This is a genomic window from Streptomyces sp. NPDC007264, from assembly GCF_042869095.1.
Taxonomy (GTDB): Bacteria; Actinomycetota; Actinomycetes; order Streptomycetales; family Streptomycetaceae; genus Streptomyces.
The window spans coordinates 377,782-395,949 of record NZ_JBIAFD010000002.1 but is presented as its reverse complement, the minus strand read 5'-3'; the positions used below and the strand labels follow the sequence as shown (position 1 = coordinate 395,949).

20 protein-coding genes are annotated in these 18,168 nt (G+C 72.6%); 12 read left to right on the top strand and 8 right to left on the bottom strand.

The annotated features are described in order from the left end of the window. Window positions 1-215: 215 nt before the first annotated feature. From ACFYMU_RS04540 to ACFYMU_RS04530, 3 genes are read left to right on the top strand one after another with little or no spacing between them, the layout of a single operon-like run. Window positions 216-1,346, top strand: coding sequence for an ABC transporter ATP-binding protein (locus ACFYMU_RS04540; protein ID WP_388367651.1), 1,131 nt, complete (start codon window positions 216-218; stop codon window positions 1,344-1,346). Further along, window positions 1,343-2,053 carry an ABC transporter permease gene (locus tag ACFYMU_RS04535; RefSeq protein ID WP_388367648.1) on the top strand — a complete coding sequence of 237 codons (711 nt, stop codon included), beginning with the start codon at window positions 1,343-1,345 and terminating at the stop codon, window positions 2,051-2,053. Before ACFYMU_RS04540 ends, ACFYMU_RS04535 begins: the two co-directional genes overlap by 4 nt. Further along, the gene (locus ACFYMU_RS04530) at window positions 2,050-2,718 is read left to right on the top strand and encodes an ABC transporter permease (RefSeq protein WP_388367646.1); all 669 of its coding nucleotides are present in this window, start codon (window positions 2,050-2,052) and stop codon (window positions 2,716-2,718) included. The genes ACFYMU_RS04535 and ACFYMU_RS04530 overlap by 4 nt, the downstream gene beginning before the upstream one ends. Before the next feature lie 36 nt (window positions 2,719-2,754). On the opposite strand, the gene ACFYMU_RS04525 is transcribed toward ACFYMU_RS04530, so the two are convergent. Genes ACFYMU_RS04525 through ACFYMU_RS04510 form a run of 4 tightly spaced genes read right to left on the bottom strand, consistent with a single transcriptional unit; the run spans window position 2,755 to window position 6,996 of the window. Next, complete coding sequence (locus ACFYMU_RS04525; RefSeq protein WP_388367644.1) at window positions 2,755-3,354, bottom strand: ATP/GTP-binding protein; 600 nt, start codon at window positions 3,352-3,354, stop codon at window positions 2,755-2,757. Then, window positions 3,341-3,790 (bottom strand): DUF742 domain-containing protein, encoded by a 450-nt coding sequence (locus tag ACFYMU_RS04520; RefSeq protein WP_388367641.1) that lies wholly within the window; start codon window positions 3,788-3,790, stop codon window positions 3,341-3,343. Before ACFYMU_RS04520 ends, ACFYMU_RS04525 begins: the two co-directional genes overlap by 14 nt. A gap of 36 nt (window positions 3,791-3,826) precedes the next feature. Next, window positions 3,827-4,303: a roadblock/LC7 domain-containing protein gene (locus ACFYMU_RS04515; protein WP_388367638.1), complete on the bottom strand. Its 477-nt coding sequence runs from the start codon at window positions 4,301-4,303 to the stop codon at window positions 3,827-3,829. Beyond that, on the bottom strand, window positions 4,300-6,996 hold the full coding sequence (locus tag ACFYMU_RS04510) for an ATP-binding protein (RefSeq protein WP_388367635.1): 2,697 nt from the start codon (window positions 6,994-6,996) through the stop codon (window positions 4,300-4,302). Before ACFYMU_RS04510 ends, ACFYMU_RS04515 begins: the two co-directional genes overlap by 4 nt. Before the next feature lie 421 nt (window positions 6,997-7,417). Here ACFYMU_RS04510 and ACFYMU_RS04505 point away from each other — a divergent pair, with 421 nt between their 5' ends. Beyond that, the gene (locus ACFYMU_RS04505; RefSeq protein ID WP_388367633.1) at window positions 7,418-8,380 is read left to right on the top strand and encodes an ABC transporter substrate-binding protein; all 963 of its coding nucleotides are present in this window, start codon (window positions 7,418-7,420) and stop codon (window positions 8,378-8,380) included. A 10-nt stretch (window positions 8,381-8,390) separates the two neighbouring features. Further along, on the top strand, window positions 8,391-9,887 hold the full coding sequence (locus tag ACFYMU_RS04500) for an aromatic amino acid ammonia-lyase (RefSeq protein WP_388367630.1): 1,497 nt from the start codon (window positions 8,391-8,393) through the stop codon (window positions 9,885-9,887). A gap of 46 nt (window positions 9,888-9,933) precedes the next feature. On the opposite strand, the gene ACFYMU_RS04495 is transcribed toward ACFYMU_RS04500, so the two are convergent. The 3 genes from ACFYMU_RS04495 to ACFYMU_RS04485 all read right to left on the bottom strand — a co-directional run bounded on the left by ACFYMU_RS04495 (window position 9,934) and on the right by ACFYMU_RS04485 (window position 11,967). Continuing rightward, on the bottom strand, window positions 9,934-10,749 hold the full coding sequence (locus ACFYMU_RS04495) for an SAM-dependent methyltransferase (protein WP_388367627.1): 816 nt from the start codon (window positions 10,747-10,749) through the stop codon (window positions 9,934-9,936). A 103-nt stretch (window positions 10,750-10,852) separates the two neighbouring features. Further along, entirely contained in the window at window positions 10,853-11,065 is a 213-nt protein-coding gene (locus ACFYMU_RS04490) for a DUF397 domain-containing protein (protein WP_388367624.1), read from the bottom strand. 26 nt (window positions 11,066-11,091) lie between these two features. After that, window positions 11,092-11,967 (bottom strand): helix-turn-helix domain-containing protein, encoded by an 876-nt coding sequence (locus tag ACFYMU_RS04485; RefSeq protein WP_388367622.1) that lies wholly within the window; start codon window positions 11,965-11,967, stop codon window positions 11,092-11,094. Window positions 11,968-12,233: 266 nt separating this feature from the next. On the opposite strand from ACFYMU_RS04485, the gene ACFYMU_RS04480 reads away from it, so the two are divergent. The 3 genes from ACFYMU_RS04480 to ACFYMU_RS04470 all read left to right on the top strand — a co-directional run bounded on the left by ACFYMU_RS04480 (window position 12,234) and on the right by ACFYMU_RS04470 (window position 14,204). Continuing rightward, complete coding sequence (locus tag ACFYMU_RS04480; RefSeq protein ID WP_388367619.1) at window positions 12,234-12,776, top strand: ATP-binding protein; 543 nt, start codon at window positions 12,234-12,236, stop codon at window positions 12,774-12,776. Then, window positions 12,754-13,242 carry a hypothetical protein gene (locus ACFYMU_RS04475; protein ID WP_388367616.1) on the top strand — a complete coding sequence of 163 codons (489 nt, stop codon included), beginning with the start codon at window positions 12,754-12,756 and terminating at the stop codon, window positions 13,240-13,242. Before ACFYMU_RS04480 ends, ACFYMU_RS04475 begins: the two co-directional genes overlap by 23 nt. A 161-nt stretch (window positions 13,243-13,403) precedes the next feature. Continuing rightward, window positions 13,404-14,204, top strand: coding sequence for a VOC family protein (locus ACFYMU_RS04470; RefSeq protein WP_388367999.1), 801 nt, complete (start codon window positions 13,404-13,406; stop codon window positions 14,202-14,204). Window positions 14,205-14,259: 55 nt separating this feature from the next. On the opposite strand, the gene ACFYMU_RS04465 is transcribed toward ACFYMU_RS04470, so the two are convergent. Then, entirely contained in the window at window positions 14,260-15,195 is a 936-nt protein-coding gene (locus tag ACFYMU_RS04465; protein ID WP_388367613.1) for a helix-turn-helix domain-containing protein, read from the bottom strand. A 248-nt stretch (window positions 15,196-15,443) separates the two neighbouring features. Here ACFYMU_RS04465 and ACFYMU_RS04460 point away from each other — a divergent pair, with 248 nt between their 5' ends. From ACFYMU_RS04460 to ACFYMU_RS04445, 4 genes are read left to right on the top strand one after another with little or no spacing between them, the layout of a single operon-like run. Continuing rightward, window positions 15,444-16,790, top strand: a complete 1,347-nt coding sequence (locus ACFYMU_RS04460; RefSeq protein WP_388367610.1) for an ATP-binding protein — start codon at window positions 15,444-15,446, stop codon at window positions 16,788-16,790. Further along, window positions 16,787-17,218, top strand: a complete 432-nt coding sequence (locus tag ACFYMU_RS04455) for a roadblock/LC7 domain-containing protein (protein ID WP_388367607.1) — start codon at window positions 16,787-16,789, stop codon at window positions 17,216-17,218. The genes ACFYMU_RS04460 and ACFYMU_RS04455 overlap by 4 nt, the downstream gene beginning before the upstream one ends. Next, window positions 17,215-17,574 (top strand): DUF742 domain-containing protein, encoded by a 360-nt coding sequence (locus ACFYMU_RS04450; protein ID WP_388367604.1) that lies wholly within the window; start codon window positions 17,215-17,217, stop codon window positions 17,572-17,574. The genes ACFYMU_RS04455 and ACFYMU_RS04450 overlap by 4 nt, the downstream gene beginning before the upstream one ends. Next, complete coding sequence (locus tag ACFYMU_RS04445) at window positions 17,552-18,160, top strand: ATP/GTP-binding protein (RefSeq protein ID WP_388367601.1); 609 nt, start codon at window positions 17,552-17,554, stop codon at window positions 18,158-18,160. The genes ACFYMU_RS04450 and ACFYMU_RS04445 overlap by 23 nt, the downstream gene beginning before the upstream one ends. Window positions 18,161-18,168: the final 8 nt, after the last annotated feature.

The window sequence follows — 18,168 nt, the reverse complement described above, 5'->3', positions numbered from 1 at the left end:
CACCGGTCGCGGGAGTGCCGCCGGACACGGGGGAGGACCCGCGTCCCGCGTACGGCCTGCCGGGCGTTCCCCTGTCGTTCGTCCATGCCGTGGCGCCTGGTGTCCGCGCCGCCCAGCGCCCAGCGCCCAGCGTCTAGACTCTGCCCCCAAACGGCCCGTGCGACAACGGCCGGGATCATGCCGCCTCTTGCCACACCCGAAGGGTATTCGGCACTTTGATACGGATAGATTCAGTCACCAAGCGGTACCCGGACGGCACGGTGGCGGTCGACCGGCTGTCGTTGGAGATACCGGACCGCTCGATCACCGTCCTCGTCGGCCCCTCGGGCTGCGGCAAGACGACGACCCTCCGCATGATCAACAGGATGGTCGAGCCGAGCGAGGGGACCATCACCCTGGACGGCGTCGACATCGGTCGGCAGCCCGTCAACTCCCTGCGGCGGTCCATGGGTTACGTCATCCAGAACGCCGGCCTCTTCCAGCACCGGACCGTCGTCGACAACATCGCGACCGTGCCCCGGCTGCTCGGCTGGAGCAAGGACCGGGCCCGGACCCGCGCCCGGGAGCTGATGGAACGCGTCGGGCTCGACGCGTCGTTCGCCAAGCGGTACCCGTACCAGCTCTCCGGCGGACAGCAGCAGCGCGTCGGTGTGGCGCGCGCGCTCGCCGCGGACCCGCCCGTGCTGCTGATGGACGAGCCCTTCTCCGCCGTCGACCCGGTCGTGCGCAAAGGCCTCCAGGAAGAACTGCTGCGCATCCAGGGTGAGTTGGGCAAGACCATCGTCTTCGTCACCCATGACATCGACGAGGCGATCCGGCTCGGCACGAAGGTCGCCGTGATGCGGACCGGCGGCAGGCTCGCCCAGTTCGCGCCGCCCGCCGAGCTGTTGTCGTCGCCGGCCGACGCGTTCGTGGAGGACTTCCTCGGCGCGGACCGCGGCATCCGCCGGCTGTCGTTCTTCACCTCCGAGAGCCTGCGGCTGCTGACGACGCCGATCGTCGCCGTCGACTCCACCGCCGAGCAGATCGCCTCCCGCATCACGCCCGAGGCGCCGTATCTGCTCGTCATCGACCTCGACGGCAGGCCGCTCGGCTGGAGCGAGCCCGGGAACCTGGTCGCCGGGAGCATCGAGGCGGAGCGGCTGCTGCCGCACGGGCGGCCGTTCGAACACGGCAAGGACTCGCTGCGCGCCGCGCTCGACGGCTCCGTGCTCTCGCCCACCGGCTGGTCGGTGGCCGTGGACGGGACCGGCCGGGTGGTCGGCGTCGTCTCGCAGCAGACCATCGGCGAGGCGATCCGCAGCGCCCACGCCGCGGGGATCCCGGACGAGAAGGTCGCGGGATGAGCGGGTTCTTCGACATCCCGAGCGACCTCCAGCACACCTGGCTCGGCCTGATCGGGCTGCATCTGCGGGAGGCCCTGCTGCCGGTCCTGGCCGGCCTCGCCGTGGCCCTGCCGCTCGCCCAGCTGTGCGTGCGCTTCCGTTGGCTGTACCCGCCCGTGCTGGGGGTGACGACGGTCCTGTACGCCGTCCCGTCGCTGGCGTTCTTCGTCGTCCTGATCGACTACACCGGCCAGAGCGAGCTCACCGTGATGATCCCGCTGGCCGTCTACAGCCTGGTGGTGCTCGTCCCGGCGATCGTGGAGGGCGTGCGCTCGGTGCCGCAGGAGACGCTGGCCGCGGCCACCGCCATGGGCCTCGGGCCGGTACGCCGCTATCTGCAGGTGCAGTTGCCGATCGCCGTGCCCGCCATCGTCGCGGGCCTGCGGGTGGCCACCGTGTCCAGCATCAGCCTCGTCAGCGTCGGCACCCTCATCGGCAACCAGGGTGCGCTCGGCAATCTGCTCGCCGACGCGATGTTCTACCACCGGCCCGTGCTGGCGGTGAACTCCGTGGTCACCACGGCCGCCCTGGCGATGCTGGTGGACGCCGCGCTGGTGCTCGTACGGTTCCTGCTGACGCCCTGGATGCCGCGCGGCGCGGGCGGCGGGCCGAGGCCGGCCGGACGGCCAGGCACGCCCGTTTCCACTCTGGAGGACACCGTCCGGTGAACGTACTGCACTTCGTCCACGCGTTCTTCGGCGACGGCGCCCACTGGCACGGCTACGACGGCATCCCGCGCCGTCTGCTCGAACACGTCCAGTACTCGCTGGCGGCGCTCGGCATCGCCGCCGCCATCGGGCTGCCGGTCGGCCTGGTCACCGGTCACACCGGGCGCGGCGGCACCGTCCTCGCCCTCATCGCCACCGCCGCCCGGGCGCTGCCCAGCTTCGGTCTGCTCGTGCTGATGTTCGTGCTGCTCGGGCTGGGACTGCTGCCCGTGATGATTCCGCTGGTCGTCCTGGCCGTCCCGCCGATCCTGGTGACCACGTACGAAGCGGTGCGCTCGGTCGACCCGGCGCCGGTGGACGCCGCGCGGGGCATGGGAATGACGGAACCGGTGATCCTCTTCCGGGTGGAGGTGCCCGTCGCGCTGCCGCTGATCATGAGCGGTCTGCTCTCGGCGGCCATCCAGATCGTCTCGACGGCCACCATCGCCGCGTACGTCAGCCTCGGCGGTCTCGGGCGGTACATCGTGGACGGCCTCTACCAGCGCAACTACGAGAAGGTCGTGGGCGGCGCCACGCTGGTGGCCGTGCTGGCGCTGGCGACGCTCGCGGTGTTCTGGGTGGTGACGCGGGCCGTCGTGTCCCCGGGGGTGCGCCGGAGAGCCTGAGGGAGCGGGGGGACCGGGGTCCGGCCCCCCCCCGCCTCAACGCTGCGTGCGGGCCAGCGCCAGCTCCAGGACGACCAGCAGCGCGTCGCGGACCGAACCGCGCTCCCGTGCGTCGAAGACGACCACCGGGACGTGCTCGGAGACGTCCAGCGCCCAGCGGACCTGGTCCACGTCGTACTCCACCGTGCCGTCGAAGGCGTTGAGGGCGACCGCGAACGGGATCTCCCGGTGCTCGAAGTAGTCCACGGCCGCGTAGCAGTCGTCGAGGCGGCGCGTGTCGACGATGACGAGCCCGCCGACGGCGCCCTCCACGATGTCGTCCCACATGAAGCCGAACCGTTCCTGGCCGGGCGTGCCGAACAGGTACAGCTTCAGGGTCGGGTCGATCGTGATGCAGCCGAAGTCCATCGCGACCGTGGTCGTGGTCTTGCGCGGGGTGTGCGTGAGGTCGTCCACGCCCGCGGCGACCTCGGTGATGGCCGCCTCGGTGGTCAGCGGCTCGATCTCGGAGATCGAGCCGACGGCGGTGGTCTTGCCCACGCCGAAGCCGCCCGCGATCACCATCTTGACCGGCAGCGGCGGCCGTTCGGCGGTCTGCGCCACCGCGCCGCGGGTGACGGGCTCAATCGGTGTCACGGAGTACCCCCCGGGAGTCGGGGATGGCACGAAGGCCATCGATAACCCTGCGCAGGACGGATGCGTCGTGCGTGACGTCGGTGTGCGGCACGTGCACCGTCAGCTGCCCCGTGGCGCGCAGATCCTCGGCGAGGATCCGCACCACGTTGAGATGGAGCCGCAACCGGGCCGCGATCTCCGCGATGGACTGCGGCTGCCGGCACGCGGCGACGATGTCGTGCTGCTCGAACGAGAGCCGTTCGAGGGTCTGGAGACCCAGGGCGGTGGCCACCACCTGGGTCTCGACGGGAACCGGCCGGCCGGACGCGGTGGGCGCCACCCGGCCGGCGGTGACCAGGAACGGCCGTACGGCGGGTGCGGGGCCGACCGGGTACGGCGGGCCCGGGGGCGAGAAGCCGTCTTCGCCGGCACTTCGCGGAGTGCGGCCGTCCGCCATCGGTGGTACTTCCTTCCTCGACCGGGCCGAATCCGGTCACCCCGTCGATGTGGCGCCGACGTTGTTCTTCAGCTCCAGCACCAGCTGGGGGCTGAGCGCCGCACCGGCCCGGTTGGCGAACAGGGTCATCTCGTAGGCGATGTTGCCCAGTTTGGCCTCCTTGTCGGTGACCACGCCGAGCACGGCGCCGCTGCCGATCGCGGAGACCAGGACGTGTCCGCCCTCCAGATCGATGATGACCTTGTTGAGGCCGCCGAGGCCGTAGTTGCCCGAGGCGCCGGCGGCCAGGCTGGTGATGCCGGAGACGATGGCGGCGAGCCGCTCCGAGTCGGCGTGCTCGCGCAGTTCGGAGACGGCGATGAGCAGTCCGTCCGAGGAGACGGCGATGGCGTCGACGACGCCCGCGGTCTCGGTCGCGAAACGGTTGAGCAGCCAGGTGAAGTCGGCTGCGGCGGCCTGCAGGTCGGTCGGCGTGATGCCGTCTGCCGAGGTGTCACCCGTCGACGTACTCACTGCTCCGCTCCTTCCGTGAGGTGGTTCTGGTCGCGCCTGTCGCGCGGGGCGGTCTGGCCGGAACTGTCGCGGTGCGCGCGCTCCACCGCGGCCTCGAACTCCTCGAGGGCGGAGCGGACCGCGTCCGCGTCGGCCGGTCGGGGAGCGGGCGCCACCTGGCGGGCGGCATCGGCGGTGCTGCGCAGCGTCGCGCCCCGCACCCGCCGGCGCAGCGGGCGGGGTGCGCCGGCGGCGTCCTCGGCCGGGCCGGGGGCGGTCGGCCGAGGGGCGGCGGCGCCGGGCGCCGGTGCGCCGGCCTCGTGCCGGGGGCGGGGGACGAGCGGGGCGGCCTCGGCGCGGTCGTGCGACGCGGCACCGTCCAGGGGACCGGGGGAGTACGCGCCGTCGCGGTCCGTGCGTCCGCCGGAGGCCCGCACCGTTTCGCCGCCCGGTCCCGGCTCGCGGCGGGGGACCCGGCGGGGCAGGGCATCGGGCCACTCCGCGGCCCACGGGTCCTCCGCGGTGACCGCCCACGACGGCACGGGCCCGGACGGGGCCTCGGCGGGTTCCGGCCCGGTCCCGGCCGCCACTCGGGTGCCCGGCTTCGCCTCGGCACCGCGCGGCGTCCGGTGGGCCGGCCTCGCGCCGGCGGCCGTCACCTCGGTCCCGGACTCCGCCCGGGCGATCGGCGCCGCAGTGACGGCGGTGGCCGCCGGTTTCGGCTCCGCCGCCGGGGCGCTCAGCGGGCTCATCGTCAGCAGCAGCGACGAGGGGATCTCCACCGTCGCCGTGACGCCGCCGCCGGGCGTGCGGGACAGCGCGACCGCGACCTCCCAGCGGCGGGCCAGCGTGCCGACCACGAACAGACCGAGCACCTTCGTCGGGACGAGGTCCAGGCGTTCGCGGCGGATCAGCCGGGCGTTCTCCTCGGTGAGCCGCTCGGCGCTCATGCCGAGACCGTGGTCGGCGACCTCGATCAGCGCGCCCTCGCCGCCCACGCGCACCGTCACCTCGACGGGGCTGCCCGCGGGCGAGAACGCGACGGCGTTCTCCAGCAGTTCGGCGATCATCAGCGTCAGGTCGCCGACGATGTCGGGCTCCACCACGATCTCGGTCTCGGCGTGCAGCCGTACCCGCTGGAAGCCCTCGATCTGGCCGAGCGCGGCACGCACCACGTTGGTGAGGGCGGTGGGACCGGCGTCGAGGACCGTCTCGCGGATGCCGGCGAGCAGCATCAGGCTGTCCGCGTTGCGGCGCAGGCGTACCGCGATGTGGTCGATGGAGTAGAGCCGTTCGAGGACCGCGGGGTCGGTCTCGCCGCGCTCCACCGCGTCGATGAGCGCCAGCTGGCGGGTCGTCAGGTTGCTGACCCGTCGCCCGACGTTGCCGAACATCTCGGCGACGTTGCGGCGGCTGAGCACCTGACGCTCCAGCAGTGCGGCCGCGGTGGTCTGCACATGGTTGAACGCCTCGGCGAGTTCGCCGATCTCGTCGTGCGCGGTGACGGGCATGTCGCGCAGCATCGGCGAGGTGTCGTCCTCGGCGTCGTCGTCGGCCACCCGGGCGAGTTCGCGGCCGGCGACCTCCGCGACCTGCTGGGCGGCGCCGGTGAGGGCCTGCACCGGGCGGACCACCGAGCGGCGCACCGCCACCGAGAAGGCGATCCAGACGCCGAAGCCGAGCAGGGCGAGGCTCAGCAGCAGCCCGGCCCGCCACTGGGCGTCGGAGGAGGCGCTGTCGGCGCGGTCGGCGATCTGGCCGATGAGCGAGCCGATGATCTTCAGCCGGCTCCCGGCCTGCTGAGGATAGGCGGGGTAGTCGCTCAGCGCGTCCGCGAACGTCCTGCGGATCTCGTCCCGGCCGTCCGCCTGGAGCCCGCTGGGGTCGACCTGGAGTTCCGCGTACGCCTCGGCGATGGACCGCTGCGCGACGGTGTGCTCGATGCCGGAGAGCTGGTCCGCCTGCTGCTCGGTGGCGAAGCGCCTGAACCGGTCGGCCTGGTAGGTGTACAGCTCGTAGGAGCCGACCGAGCCCGTGAACTCGATGAGCGCGTTGGTGTCCCCGGTCGTCGCCGAGAAGACGCCGGTCTCGAAGGCGGCGTGCGCGGCGTCGGCGCGCAGCAGGGAGTCGAGCAGATTGCCGGTGAAGGTGGCCGCGAGGTCCCCGTTGCGGTCCAGGCCGAGACCGTCGATCAGGCCCTTGGCGGCGTTCATGTAGGCCGGGTCGATGTTGTCGGCGGGCAGATAGCTCTGGGAGACGGTCTCACGCAGACTGCTGAGGCCCTCGATCTCCTTGAGGGCCTGGGCCTCGGTGGCCGGCAGCCGGTCGCCGAAGGTGCCGCGCACCTTCTCGACCTGGGCGTCCACGGCGGCCTGTGCCCTGCGGTAGGCGGCCGGCGAGGGCTTGGCCCCGACCCCGGCCTCGTAGCGCACGGAGAGCAGGACGGCCTGCTGGTGCTCGCGCTCCACATGGTCGACGAGGACCGCCACCTGCTCGCTGTCGCGGACGAGCCGGGCCGCCGACTCCGCGCGGTCCGACTGCTGCCACAGGTCGACGATCAGGTAGCTGAGCAGCACGGCGACCACGGCCAGCGGCACACCGACGAGGACATTGAGTTTGCGCCGGAACGGCCATCGGTCGGCGAAGCCGCGCCGGCCACCGCCGGACGGCGACGGGGCCGGGCGGGTCGACGCGTCCACCTTGTTCGTGGACACCAAGCCTCCTTCGAAGGCGTCTTGGGGCGCGCGAAGAAATCACGTGACCGTTGTGGAGCGACCGGAGTCGGCAGGACCAACCGAAAGGGTCGGCGCAAGAACGGTGCTGGACGGCCCGGAACGCCTTGTCGGACCGCAGCCCGTCGCCAACTCCCCCGGAGACTACCGCCTCTTCAGGGGCCCAAACCGGTCGCCCTACGTCAAGAATCCATTACAAAGAGCGTGTGGTTCCGCCTCGGTCCGTTCGCGACTTCTCCACAAGTGAAACCCGGCAACCCGCTGTGGGTCTAGGCCAATTGATGCCCAGAAGGCCCTTGACCGAGGCGGAACGAGCTGTATTGGATCAGTGCATGTGCGGAGCCCGTACCTCCGCACGCCTTTGCCACGTCCTGCCAGAACCTCTGAGCCCGGAACGGGAATCGTGACCTCTACCGCGAACACCAGAACGTCCAGCAGAAGACTCCCCGTGGCGGCCGCCGTCGCGCTCGCCGTCGGCGCGACGCTGCTCGCCGGGTGTTCCTCGTCCTCCGACAACAAGTCCGACGACCCCCTCTCCGGTGACAAGGGGGGCGGGAGCACCGTCGTCGTCGGCTCCAACAACTTCGCCGAGAGCATCCTGATCGCCGACATCTACGGAGAGGCCCTCAAGGCCAAGGGCGTCAAGGTCGACTACAAGCCCAACATCGGCAGCCGCGAGACCACCTACGGGCTGCTGAAGAACGGCGCCATCACCGTGCTGCCGGAGTACAACGGCGCGCTGCTGGCCTACCTCGACCCGAAGGCGACGCCGAAGACGGTGGCCGCGACGACGGCCGCCATCGACGCCAAGCTCGACGCCAAGTTGACGCTGCTCGAACCGGCGCCCGCACAGGACAAGGACTCCGTCACCGTCAACGCGGCCACCGCCAAGAAGTACAACCTCACCGACAAGTCCAGCATCGCGGACCTCAAGGACGCCGCCAAGGACCTGGTGATCGGCGGCTCGCCGGAGTTCCAGACCCGGCAGCAGGGGCTGGTGGGCCTGAAGTCCGTGTACGGCGTGGAGTTCAAGTCCTTCAAGGCGCTCGACGCGGGCGGTCCGCTGACCCAGGCGGCGCTGAAGAAGGACACCGTGCAGGCGGCGGACATCTTCACCACGGACCCGACCATCTCCAAGGAGAAGTTCGTCGTCCTCCAGGACCCGCAGAACCTCTTCGGGTTCGAGAACGTGCAGCCGCTGGTCTACAAGTCGGGGCTGCCCCAGAAGGGCGTCGACGCCCTCAACGCCGTCTCGGTCAAGCTCGACACGGTGACGCTGCTCGACCTGGACGCCCAGGTGCAGCTGGAGAACAAGGACCCGCTGGACGTCGCCAAGGCGTGGCTGAAGTCGGCCGGCCTCGTCTGACCTCCGCTCCGTGGACACCGCCGCGGACGGACCCGTGCGGGTGCCTCCGTCCTCCGGGACCGACGGCGCCCGCGTCGTCCTGGACGGCTGCGGCCTCGACGCCGACGGGGTGGTCCGCCTCGCCGACGCCGAGGCCGTGCCCGTCGTCACCCCGGAGGCGCTGGAGCGGGCCCGGCGTGCCTGGCGCACGGCACAGCGGCTCGCCGGTACGGGTCGGCTGTACGGCCGCGGCACCGGCGTCGGCGCCCACCGCTCGGTGGCGGTCGCGGCGGACGACGAGGCCGGGCACGGCCTGCGGCTGCTGCGCAGCCACGCGGGCGGCGCCGGCGGTCTGCTGCCGGCCCGCGAGGTGCGGGCGATGCTCGCCGTACGCGCGAACCAGCTGCTGGCGGGCGGCTCCGGCATCCGGCCCGCCTTCGTCACCGCGCTCGCCGAGGCGCTGCGGCTCGGGGTCCTTCCCGCCGTCCACGAGTACGGGGGCGTGGGCACCGGCGATCTGACCGCGCTGGCCCAGACCGGGCTGACCCTGATCGGTGAACGCCCCTGGCTCGGTGACACGGCGGGCGGCCTGCCCGCACCGGTGGCCCCGCACCCCGGTGACGCGCTGTCGCTGCTCAGCAGCAACGCCCTCACGCTCGGCCAGTCCGCGCTGGCCTGCCACGACCTGACGGTGCTGCTGCACGCCACGCACGCGGTGGCGGCCCTGTCGCTGGCGGCGGTGTCCGGCTCCCTGGAGGCGTATGCGGCGCCGGTGCACGCCCTGCGCCCGTACCCGGGGCCGGCCCGCGCCGCCGCCGAGGTACGGCGGCTGCTCGGCGCCCCGGACCGGCCGGTCCCGGCGCAGGGGCGGATCCAGGACCCGTACGGCTTCCGGGCGTTCCCGCAGGCGCACGGGCCCGCCCTGGAGGCCGCCGACGCGCTGCGGAGGATCGTCCGGGTGGAGGTCAACTGCCCCTCCGAGAACCCGCTGATCGGTGCGGACGGCACGGCCCTGCATCACGGCGGCTTCTTCGCGGCGCCGCTCGGGCTCGCCCTGGACGGGCTGTGCCTGGCCCTCCTGGGGACCGCGCAGCTGTCCGCCGCCCGGCTGGCCGCGCTCGGCAGGCCCGACCTCACCGGGCTGCCCGCCTATCTCGCCTCGGGTCCGGCGAGCAGCTCCGGCACGATGATCCTGGAGTACACCGCCAACTCCGCGCTCGCCGAACTGCGCACGTGCGCGGCACCCGCCTCGGCCGGCCACGCGGTCCTCTCGCACGGCCTGGAGGAGGCGGCGAGCTTCGCCCCCCAGGCGGCCCGCCAGGCCCTGCGCGCCGCGGACGCCTACCGCACCGTCCTCGCGTGCGAACTGGTCGTTGCCGTACGGGCGCTGCGGCTGCACCCGGCACCGCCGCGCGTGCCCGCGTTCACGGTGGCCGCCGCGGCGCTCCCGGCGGGCACCGAGGACCGCCCGCTGACCGCGGACGTGGCGGCGGCGGCCGAACTGCTGCCCGCGCTGGCGCGGTTGTAGCGGGCCCCGCGCCCGCCCGTACCGGACGCGGGCCCCGACGCGTGCCTCACGGCTTACGGGCGACCGCCCCGTACATCGCGATGTCCTCGTCACGGATGCCCTGCTCCCCGGTGCCGTCCGGGCGCCACTTGTGCACCTGGACCACGCCGGGCTCCACCAACTCCAGCCCCTCGAAGAACTCGTGGGCCTCGCCGATGGTCCGCAGCCGCATCGGCATGTTGCGCGCCGCGTACTCGCGGGCGACGCGCCCCACCTCCTCCGGCGCGAACTCCGCGGTCCCGATGGACATCGCGAGACAGCTGCCGGACGGCAGCGGTTCGAGCAGCCGGCGCACGATGCCGGCGGCGTCGTCCTCGTCCAGCATGAAGTGGACGATCGCGATCACCGTCAGGGCCACCGGCCTGGCGAGGTCCAGGGTCTCGCGGAACTCCGGGGCGCGGAGGATGGCGTCCGGGTCGCGGAAGTCGGCCTCGATGTACGACGTCTTCCCCTCGGGCGAGCTGGCGAGCAGCCCCTGGGAGAGGGTGAGCACGATCGGGTCGTTGTCCACGTACACGACCCGGGACTCGGGCGCGACCGACTGGGCGATCTCGTGCAGGTTGGGGGAGGTGGGGATGCCGGTGCCGATGTCCAGGAACTGGCGCATCCCGGCCTCCTCGGCGAGCCAGCGCACCGCCCGGTTCATCCAGTCGCGGTTGGCGCGCATGTGCACGGGGAGGGCGGGCCACTCCCTGGACATGGCGTCCCCGGCCTCCTTGTCGGCCGGGTAGTAGTCCTTTCCCCCCAGGATGTAGTCGTAGATGCGCGCGGAGTGCGCGCTCTCGGTGTCGATACGGTCGGCCGGCCATCCGTCGTCGGGCAACGCCGCCTCCTCTTCCAGAGGTCTCGTCGGTGGGGTGGGTGGGGAGCACGAGCGGTCAACGGGGAGGGCGCACGGGCAGTGCGCCGCAACGCACAACAGGGTGTCAGAGAAGGAAGTCGGCAGCGCCCGCCCTCACACCCGCCAGGAATTCCGCCAGTTCCCTCGGCGTGAGGACGAGCGCCGGGCCGTCGGGGTCCGTGGACTGCCGCAGCGCCACACTGCCGTCGGCCAGTCTCTTCGCCTCCACGCACGCGCCGCCCGCGTCGTCGCTCCACGGCTTGCACCAGCCGCGGCTGCCCAGCGTGTGGGACGGCATACAGCTCCGTATCGAACGGGGCACTCTCACAACTCCTTGCGTATCGCGCCGAGAACGGCCTCGGTCTTCGTCGCGGGCGCCGACTGCGCGCCCAACCGGTCCAGTGCCTCGCGGTAGACCACGACGTCGTCCGCCTTGTCGAGGTAGACGGCGCCCACGAGGCCGCTCAGGTACACGATGTCCGGCAGCTCGGGGACCCTGAACCGGAAGAGGTGGAACGCACCCGCGCGCATCGCCGGGTGCGGGCCGTTGCGGAACTGCATGATCTGCACGGTGACATGGGGCAGCGAGTTCACCGCGATCAGATGGTCGACCTGGGCGCGCATCACCCGGGAGCCACCGACCGGCCAGCGCAGCACCGTCTCGTCCATCACCACCCACACGCGCGGCGGCGAGGGCCGTGACAGCAGCTCCTGCCGCCGCATGCGCAGCGCGACCCGACGCTCGGTCGCCTCGGCCGGGGCGTGCGGATTGCCGGCGCCCAGCAGGGCGCGCGCGTAGTCCTCCGTCTGCAGCAGCCCGTGCACGAACTCGGGTTCGTAGGCGCGGATGTGGAGCGCCGCCTGCTCCAGGCTCAGATACGCGGCGAACCAGTCCGGCAGCACGTCGCGGTAGGTGTGCCACCAGCCACGCTTGTTGGCCTCGCGGACCGACTTCAGGAACGTGTCGATCTCCTGCCGGTCGGTGACGCCGTACGTCTGCAGGAGCTTCTCGGCGTCCGTGAGGCGCAGCCGGGCCACCTTGGCCGACTCCATGCGGCGGATCGTGGAGTGGCTCACGCCGATCGCCTCCGCGGCCTGCTCATAGCTCAGGCCGGCACGCGTCCGCAGCTCCTCCAGCTGCCGGCCGAGGATCATGCGCAGCACGGTGGGGGCGCCGCCCCAGTCGGTTTCCGCGGTCACGCCTACCCCCTCACCAGGGCTGCACGGTCGCAGGGTGTCACGACCACCCGCCGACGGGAGCAGCATGCACCCGGCGAATTGCAATTTTCAACTTGCCGGTTGCGAGGCGTTGTTGGCAGGTGCCACAGTGGTCATACCGTCGGCAGTCGGTGAACGAGGCTGCTGAGCAGCGCAGTTGGGGGAGACGGGGCTGCTGTTCGGTGCGCTGCGGCGTCCGGCGGTGGGCACCGGCCAGGGTGCCCAGGCAGACGAAAGGCGAACGGCTGATGGCTCCGCCCTCCCTCCCCCAGCCCGTGGACCGCCTGTCCGGGCACACGCGGTCCCACAGATCCGACGTCTTCCACCTCCCGGCCGTCCCCGCGGCCGTGGGCACCGCCCGCAGGAACGTGCGTGCCCTGCTCGAACGGTGGGGCACCGGACGGGAGACCTCTGACAACGCTGTCCTGGTCACCTCCGAGCTCGTCACCAACGCCGTCATGCACACCGGGAGCGAACGGGTCGTCTGCCGGGTGCGCACCGACGGCCGCCGGCTGCGCATCGAGGTGGAGGACGAGAACCGGGCCGCGCCCGTCGCGCTCAGCTCCGGGCCCGACGACCAGGGCGGCCGCGGGCTGGCACTGGTGTGCGCGCTCAGTGGCGACCGGGGGGTGCGGGACGCCCCGGGCGGCACCGGGCACGTCATCTGGGCCGAGATCGTCCCGGAGGCGGGCGAGGCGGTCGCGACCGGCCCGCCGTCCGCCCCGTACCTCGGGCCCGTCCCCCACCCGGCCGAAGGACCGCCACCCCATGGAACGACTGCACGTCTTTGAACCCCGGTCGCACCGCGCCCCGGCCCCCGTCCCGGACCGGGCCCTCCCGCCCGGGCCGGTCGGCCGTCTCCTCCTTCCCGAGGAGCTGCCCGCCACCCTGGGGTACGACGCCGTGGGCACCCCCAGGGACCAGGGCGAGAGAATCATGAAGTGCCTGCCTCGCGTCGGATGCGTCTTCGCCGACGACCTGCGCTGGTGGTGGATCGTCCCCTCGGGCTCGCAGATCGGCGTCACCTGGCCGCCCTCGACGAGCTACGCGGTCGATGCGCGTGTGGGGCGGCAGGCGGTACCGGCGACCGGCGTCCGGCCGGCCGACCCCTCCTGGAGCGGCCCGCGCCCGGATCACCCGGTGCTGATCCACCGCCCGGACGGTGACTCTCCGTACACGCCCCCCATCCCGCTGTACTTCCTGACCTGCCGACTGGCCGGTATCGCCCCCCACTGGTCGCCGGGTGTGGGCGCCTGAGGCTGTTCCGGGCCTCGGGCGCCCGGGCAACGCCTCCTCCGGATGACGCCCGGCGCCCGGTGGCGCATCCTTGCAGGGGTGCGATCGGGGTACCCGTGGGCCCTGAGCGAACGGCGGAGGAGGTGCCCGGCATCTCCCTCCCGGAACCGGGCGGTGTGGTCATGGTCAAGAACGAGGCACGCGGCAGGGGGGACGTCTCCGGTCAGGCGGTGTTCGGCGCACCGTGCTGGGTCAGTCTCACCACGCGCGACGTCGAGGCCGCGGAGGAGTTCTACCAGGCCGTTTTCGGGTGGGAGTGGCGGCCGAACAGCCTCGGCGACCGGTTCCGGATGGCGCAGGCGGACGGCGTGCCCGTCGCCGGGATCGCCGCCGTGGCCTCGATGTGGCAGATGGCCGTCGCCTGGACCCCGTACTTCGCGGTGTCCAGCGCCGACGACGCCGTGGCCCGCTGCCGGGAGCGGGGCGGTACCGCGGCCGTCGGGCCGCTGGCCTTCCCGCCCGGCCGGGCGGCCGTGCTCGCCGACCGGGACGGGGCCGTCTTCGGCATCTGGGAGGGCCGGCTCGTGTTCGGCTGGGCGGAGTGGCGCGAGGCCGCCCCCACCTTCATCCGGCTGCACACGCGTGACGCCTTCGACGCCGCCATCTTCTACGGGGAGGTGCTGGGCTGGGCGACCGCGCCCCCCGGCTGCTGCGAGGTCCACTACGACGGCGACGAGGTCGTCCTGAGGAGCGGCGGGTCGGTGGTGGCGCGCATCCACTCGGGTGCGGTGGAGGCCGCACCCGACCCCACGATCCGCCCGCACTGGCAGATCCACTTCGCCGTCGCCGACGTCGACGCCTGTGTGCGGACCGCCCGCGCCCACGGCGGCAGCGTCCTGCGCTGGCAGGAGGGCGCCGAGGAGGCGGTACTGGCCGACCCGGACGGCGCCCGCTTCACGGTGACCGCAAGACGAGAGCCCTGACCGGCCGTCCGGACCCCACCCGACCGACGACCTCACACCCCGGGACGCCCCGCCGTCAGCGGCTGCCGTAGCGCATCTCGCGCGGGCTCATGCCGAAGCGCCGGCGGAATGCCGTGCTGAGCGTGCTGGCCGAGGAGAAGCCGCACGCGTGGGCCAGGTCCGTGATCGTCAGGTATGCGCAGTCCGTGCAGCGGAGCCGGTCGCGCACCAGCCGCAGCCGCTCCTCGCGGATCAGGTCCCGGGGCGTGGTGCCCACCCGCTGGAGGGCGAGCTGTATCTGCCGCAGGGACCAGCCCAGGTCCCGCGCCACCGACGAGCCGGTGAGGGTGGGGTCGGCGGCGTGCTCGCGGACATGGCGGCGGACCATCGCCTCGACCTCGCGCAGGTGGCCCGGCGCGTCCGGGCGGTCGTCGCCCGCGGCCAGCATGCACAGCAGTTCCACGATCCGGTCCGAGACCGCGTCGAACTGGGTGCCCGTCATGTGGTCCCGCTCCTCGTGCAGCGACCGCACCATCGAGTCCACCACCCGGCCCAGCCCCCTCGTCAGATCGAGGCCGGTGGCCAGCGGCGCCTTGCGGCCCAGCGGCCCGTCGATCTCCTGGGAGGGGATCGACAGGATGATTCCCTGCATCGAGGCGTCGTGCGCCAGCTCGAAGGGCGCGCCGAGCGTCAGCAGACTGGCGGTGCCCGGGGTCAGCCGCGCCTCCTGGTCGTCCTGCCGCAGCACCAGCTCACCGGAGACGGGAAGCACCAACCGGTAGGCGTCGTCGGGCTCCCGGCGCACCAGGCCGGGGGTGCGGACGTACTCGATCTGGTCGCAGTTCCAGCTCACCAGCTGGTACACGTCGCTGCGCTGCCGTGTCATCTCCCCGCGGAACGCCTCGGACTGCCCGTACCTGAAGTCCAGCGGTGTCTGGAAGGACACCACGTGCTCGCTCCAGAAGTCGGTGCGCTCCCGAGCGCCGACCTCGCCGGTCCTGACCGATTCCACGACATAGCTTCCCGCGGGCAACGATCCCCCTTCGGTGCGGCGTGTGCCGACCGCCTACACAGGCAATACAGCAACTACCGCGTGACCGGGCGGAAGTTACTCCCGGTCATCCTAGAGCACACGCTGCGTCCCCACGCCCGCGGTGTGCGCCCCGTGGCGTATTCCTTTCGTCTGGGCGAAAGTCGGCCCGCCCGAAGGCCGCTAGCCTGTGCGCCGCCCGTCCACTCGCGTCCGCTCTTGGGGACTTCATGACCGAACGGATACCGGAGCCGCTGTTCTGGTGCCTGGTAGCCCTGCTGCTCGCCGTCGTGCTGCTGCTGATACGTCAGCGTGGCATCACCCGGCGCCAGCGCCTGCTCGCCGAGACGCTGGCCGCAGACGTGCGGGCACGCGAGGACGAGGTGAGACACCTGGTGTCGGTCCGGCTGCCCGCCCTCGCCGACTCCCCGCACGACACCGTCCCCGGCACCCGCCCGCTCGATCCGCGCCTGGCCGACACCGACTTCGGCAAGTGCCTCGACGGCGTGCTGGAGAGCTTCTCGGGCGCCGTGGCCCACGCCCAGGTCCGCGCCGACCAGTCGGCGAAGGCCGCCCTGAAGGCGTCGATGCACTCGATCCAGGCCCTCGCCAACGAGCAGCAGGTCGCGATCGCCGAGATGCAGGACCGGCACGACCATCCGGACGTACTGCGCGACCTGCTCGAAATCGACCACACCAACGCCCAGTTCGGCCGCCGCGCGCAGGCGATCGCCGTCCTGTGCGGTTCCTGGCCCGGCCGCCAGCGCGCCACCTCCCCGCTGGTCGAGGTGGTGCGCGGCGCCACCTCCCGCATCCGCGACTACCGCCGCGTGCGCATCACCGGAGAGGTCGACATCGCCGTCGAGAGCCGTGCCGTGGAGCCGGTCGTCCTCGCCGTCGCCGAGATCCTCGACAACGCGGCACGCCACTCGCAGCCGAACACGACCGTCGAGGTGGGCGTCAACACGGTGCACAACGGCGCCTGCGTCATCATCGACGACGCCGGGGTCGGCATGGACGCGCAGTCCGTGGCGAGCGCGACCGAACTCCTGACCGGCCGTCGCTCCGTCGACGTCACCCGGCTCGACGACCCGCCCCGGTTCGGCCTCGCCGTCGTCGGTGTGCTCGCCGTGCGGTACGGGTTCAGCGTGTCCGTGGACACGCGGTCCCCCTACGGGGGCGTACGGGCCGTGGTGTTCCTGCCGAGTGCGCTGCTCACGCACGCCGATCCCGACGCGCCGGAGGACCCGGCACCCTCCGCGGTCCCCGCCCCGGCCCCGGAGGCGGCGCCGTCCTCCGGCACGGACGACTCCGCGCCGCGCCCCGCCGAGGTCGTGGGCAGCACGCCCGGGGGACTGCCGAAGCGGCGGCGACGGACACCGCGGGCGACGCAGCCGCCCGCACCGGCCGCCGCCCCCGCGGACGACGTCGAGCAGCGCTCCGCCGAGGAGAACGCCCGCCGGATGGGGGCGTTCGCCCGCGGCACCCGCTTCGGCCGGACCGCGCAGGACCCGCCGGACGAAGTCCGTGACACCGAGAACCACAGCCCCACCGATGAAGGGACCACCCAGCCATGATCGAGTCCACGACCAACGAGCTGGGATGGATGCTCGACGACGTGCTGAAGGTGCCCGAGGCCCGGCACGCGATCCTGCTCTCCGCCGACGGCATGCTGCGCGCGCACTCGGCGGACATCGGACGTGACGACGCCGAGCGGCTGGCCGCCGGGCTCTCCGGCGTCCAGTCGATCAGCCGCAGCACCGCCGAGTTCTGCGGCACACCGGGCACCCCCTGGCGGCAGACGCTGATCGAGTTCGCGCACGGGTACGTGTTCCTGGCCGCCGCCGGGGAGGGGGCCTACCTCGCGGTCTCCACCAGCCAGGACGTGGACATGGAGGCCGTCACCTACCGCATGCACAAACTGGTCGACCGGCTCGGCCGGGAGCTGACCAGCCCGGTCCGCCGGGACACCGGCCCGGTCGCACAGGGTGGCAGCCCGGCATGACGCCCCGGCGCCGCCCCGGGGAGCGGCTCGTGCGCTCGTACGTGGTCACCGACGGGCGCGCCCACCCCACCCGCAGAAGCCTGGACCTGGTCACCCTGATGATCGCCACCGGTGACGCCTCACCGCCCGGGCTGAGCCCCGAGAAACGCCGGATCCTCGAACTGTGCCGGCCCGGGGCGCTGTCGCTCGCCGAGGTGGCCGGGCACCTGGAACTGCCCGTCAGCGTCACCAAGGTGCTGGTCGCCGACCTCATGGACAGCGGCCATCTCGTCTCCCGCGCCCCGGTCCCGGCCGCCGAGCCGTCCGACACCCGCATCCTCCAGGAGGTCCTCGATGGGCTCCGCGCCCGCCTCTGACGTCTACCTGCGCAGCAGCGTACGGACCGCGGCCAAGCTGCTGATCGTCGGTCATTTCGCGGTCGGCAAGACCACGTTCGTCGGCGCTCTCTCCGAGATCCGCCCGCTGCGTACCGAGGAGGTCATGACCCAGGCGGGTGCCCTCGTCGACGATCTCGCCGGCACCAAGGACAAGACCACCACCACGGTCGCGCTGGACTTCGGCCGGCTCACCCTCAACGACCAGCTGGTCCTCTACCTGTTCGGCACCCCGGGCCAGCAGCGCTTCACCGAGCTGTGGCAGGACATGACCCGGGGCGCGCTCGGCGCGCTCGTGCTGGCCGACACCCGCCGTCTGAGCCAGTCCTTCGGCGTCATGGGGGTGCTGGAGGAGCTGGGGCTGCCGTACGCGGTCGCCGTCAACGACTTCGACGGCGCCCCGGTGTACGAGCTGGACGAGGTGCGCGATGCCCTCGACCTGCTGCCCGAGACCCCGCTGGTCCGCTGCGACGCCCGCGACCGCGTCTCCTCGACGCGGGCGCTGATCGCCCTCGTGCAGTACCTGCTGAACCGGACCGGTACCGGTGAACCGCCGGCCGGTTCCTGACCGGGCCG

What these genes read in the sequence shown, in the direction of transcription:
- ACFYMU_RS04470 (WP_388367999.1), top strand. Translation starts at nt 13,404, where the DNA reads ATGGTCAAGAACGAGGCACGCGGCAGGGGGGACGTCTCCGGTCAGGCG.
- ACFYMU_RS04490 (WP_388367624.1), bottom strand. Translation starts at nt 11,065, where the DNA reads ATGCCGTCCCACACGCTGGGCAGCCGCGGCTGGTGCAAGCCGTGGAGC.
- ACFYMU_RS04455 (WP_388367607.1), top strand. Translation starts at nt 16,787, where the DNA reads ATGATCGAGTCCACGACCAACGAGCTGGGATGGATGCTCGACGACGTG.
- ACFYMU_RS04460 (WP_388367610.1), top strand. Translation starts at nt 15,444, where the DNA reads ATGACCGAACGGATACCGGAGCCGCTGTTCTGGTGCCTGGTAGCCCTG.
- ACFYMU_RS04535 (WP_388367648.1), top strand. Translation starts at nt 1,343, where the DNA reads ATGAGCGGGTTCTTCGACATCCCGAGCGACCTCCAGCACACCTGGCTC.
- ACFYMU_RS04480 (WP_388367619.1), top strand. Translation starts at nt 12,234, where the DNA reads ATGGCTCCGCCCTCCCTCCCCCAGCCCGTGGACCGCCTGTCCGGGCAC.
- ACFYMU_RS04450 (WP_388367604.1), top strand. Translation starts at nt 17,215, where the DNA reads ATGACGCCCCGGCGCCGCCCCGGGGAGCGGCTCGTGCGCTCGTACGTG.
- ACFYMU_RS04520 (WP_388367641.1), bottom strand. Translation starts at nt 3,790, where the DNA reads ATGGCGGACGGCCGCACTCCGCGAAGTGCCGGCGAAGACGGCTTCTCG.
- ACFYMU_RS04445 (WP_388367601.1), top strand. Translation starts at nt 17,552, where the DNA reads ATGGGCTCCGCGCCCGCCTCTGACGTCTACCTGCGCAGCAGCGTACGG.
- ACFYMU_RS04475 (WP_388367616.1), top strand. Translation starts at nt 12,754, where the DNA reads ATGGAACGACTGCACGTCTTTGAACCCCGGTCGCACCGCGCCCCGGCC.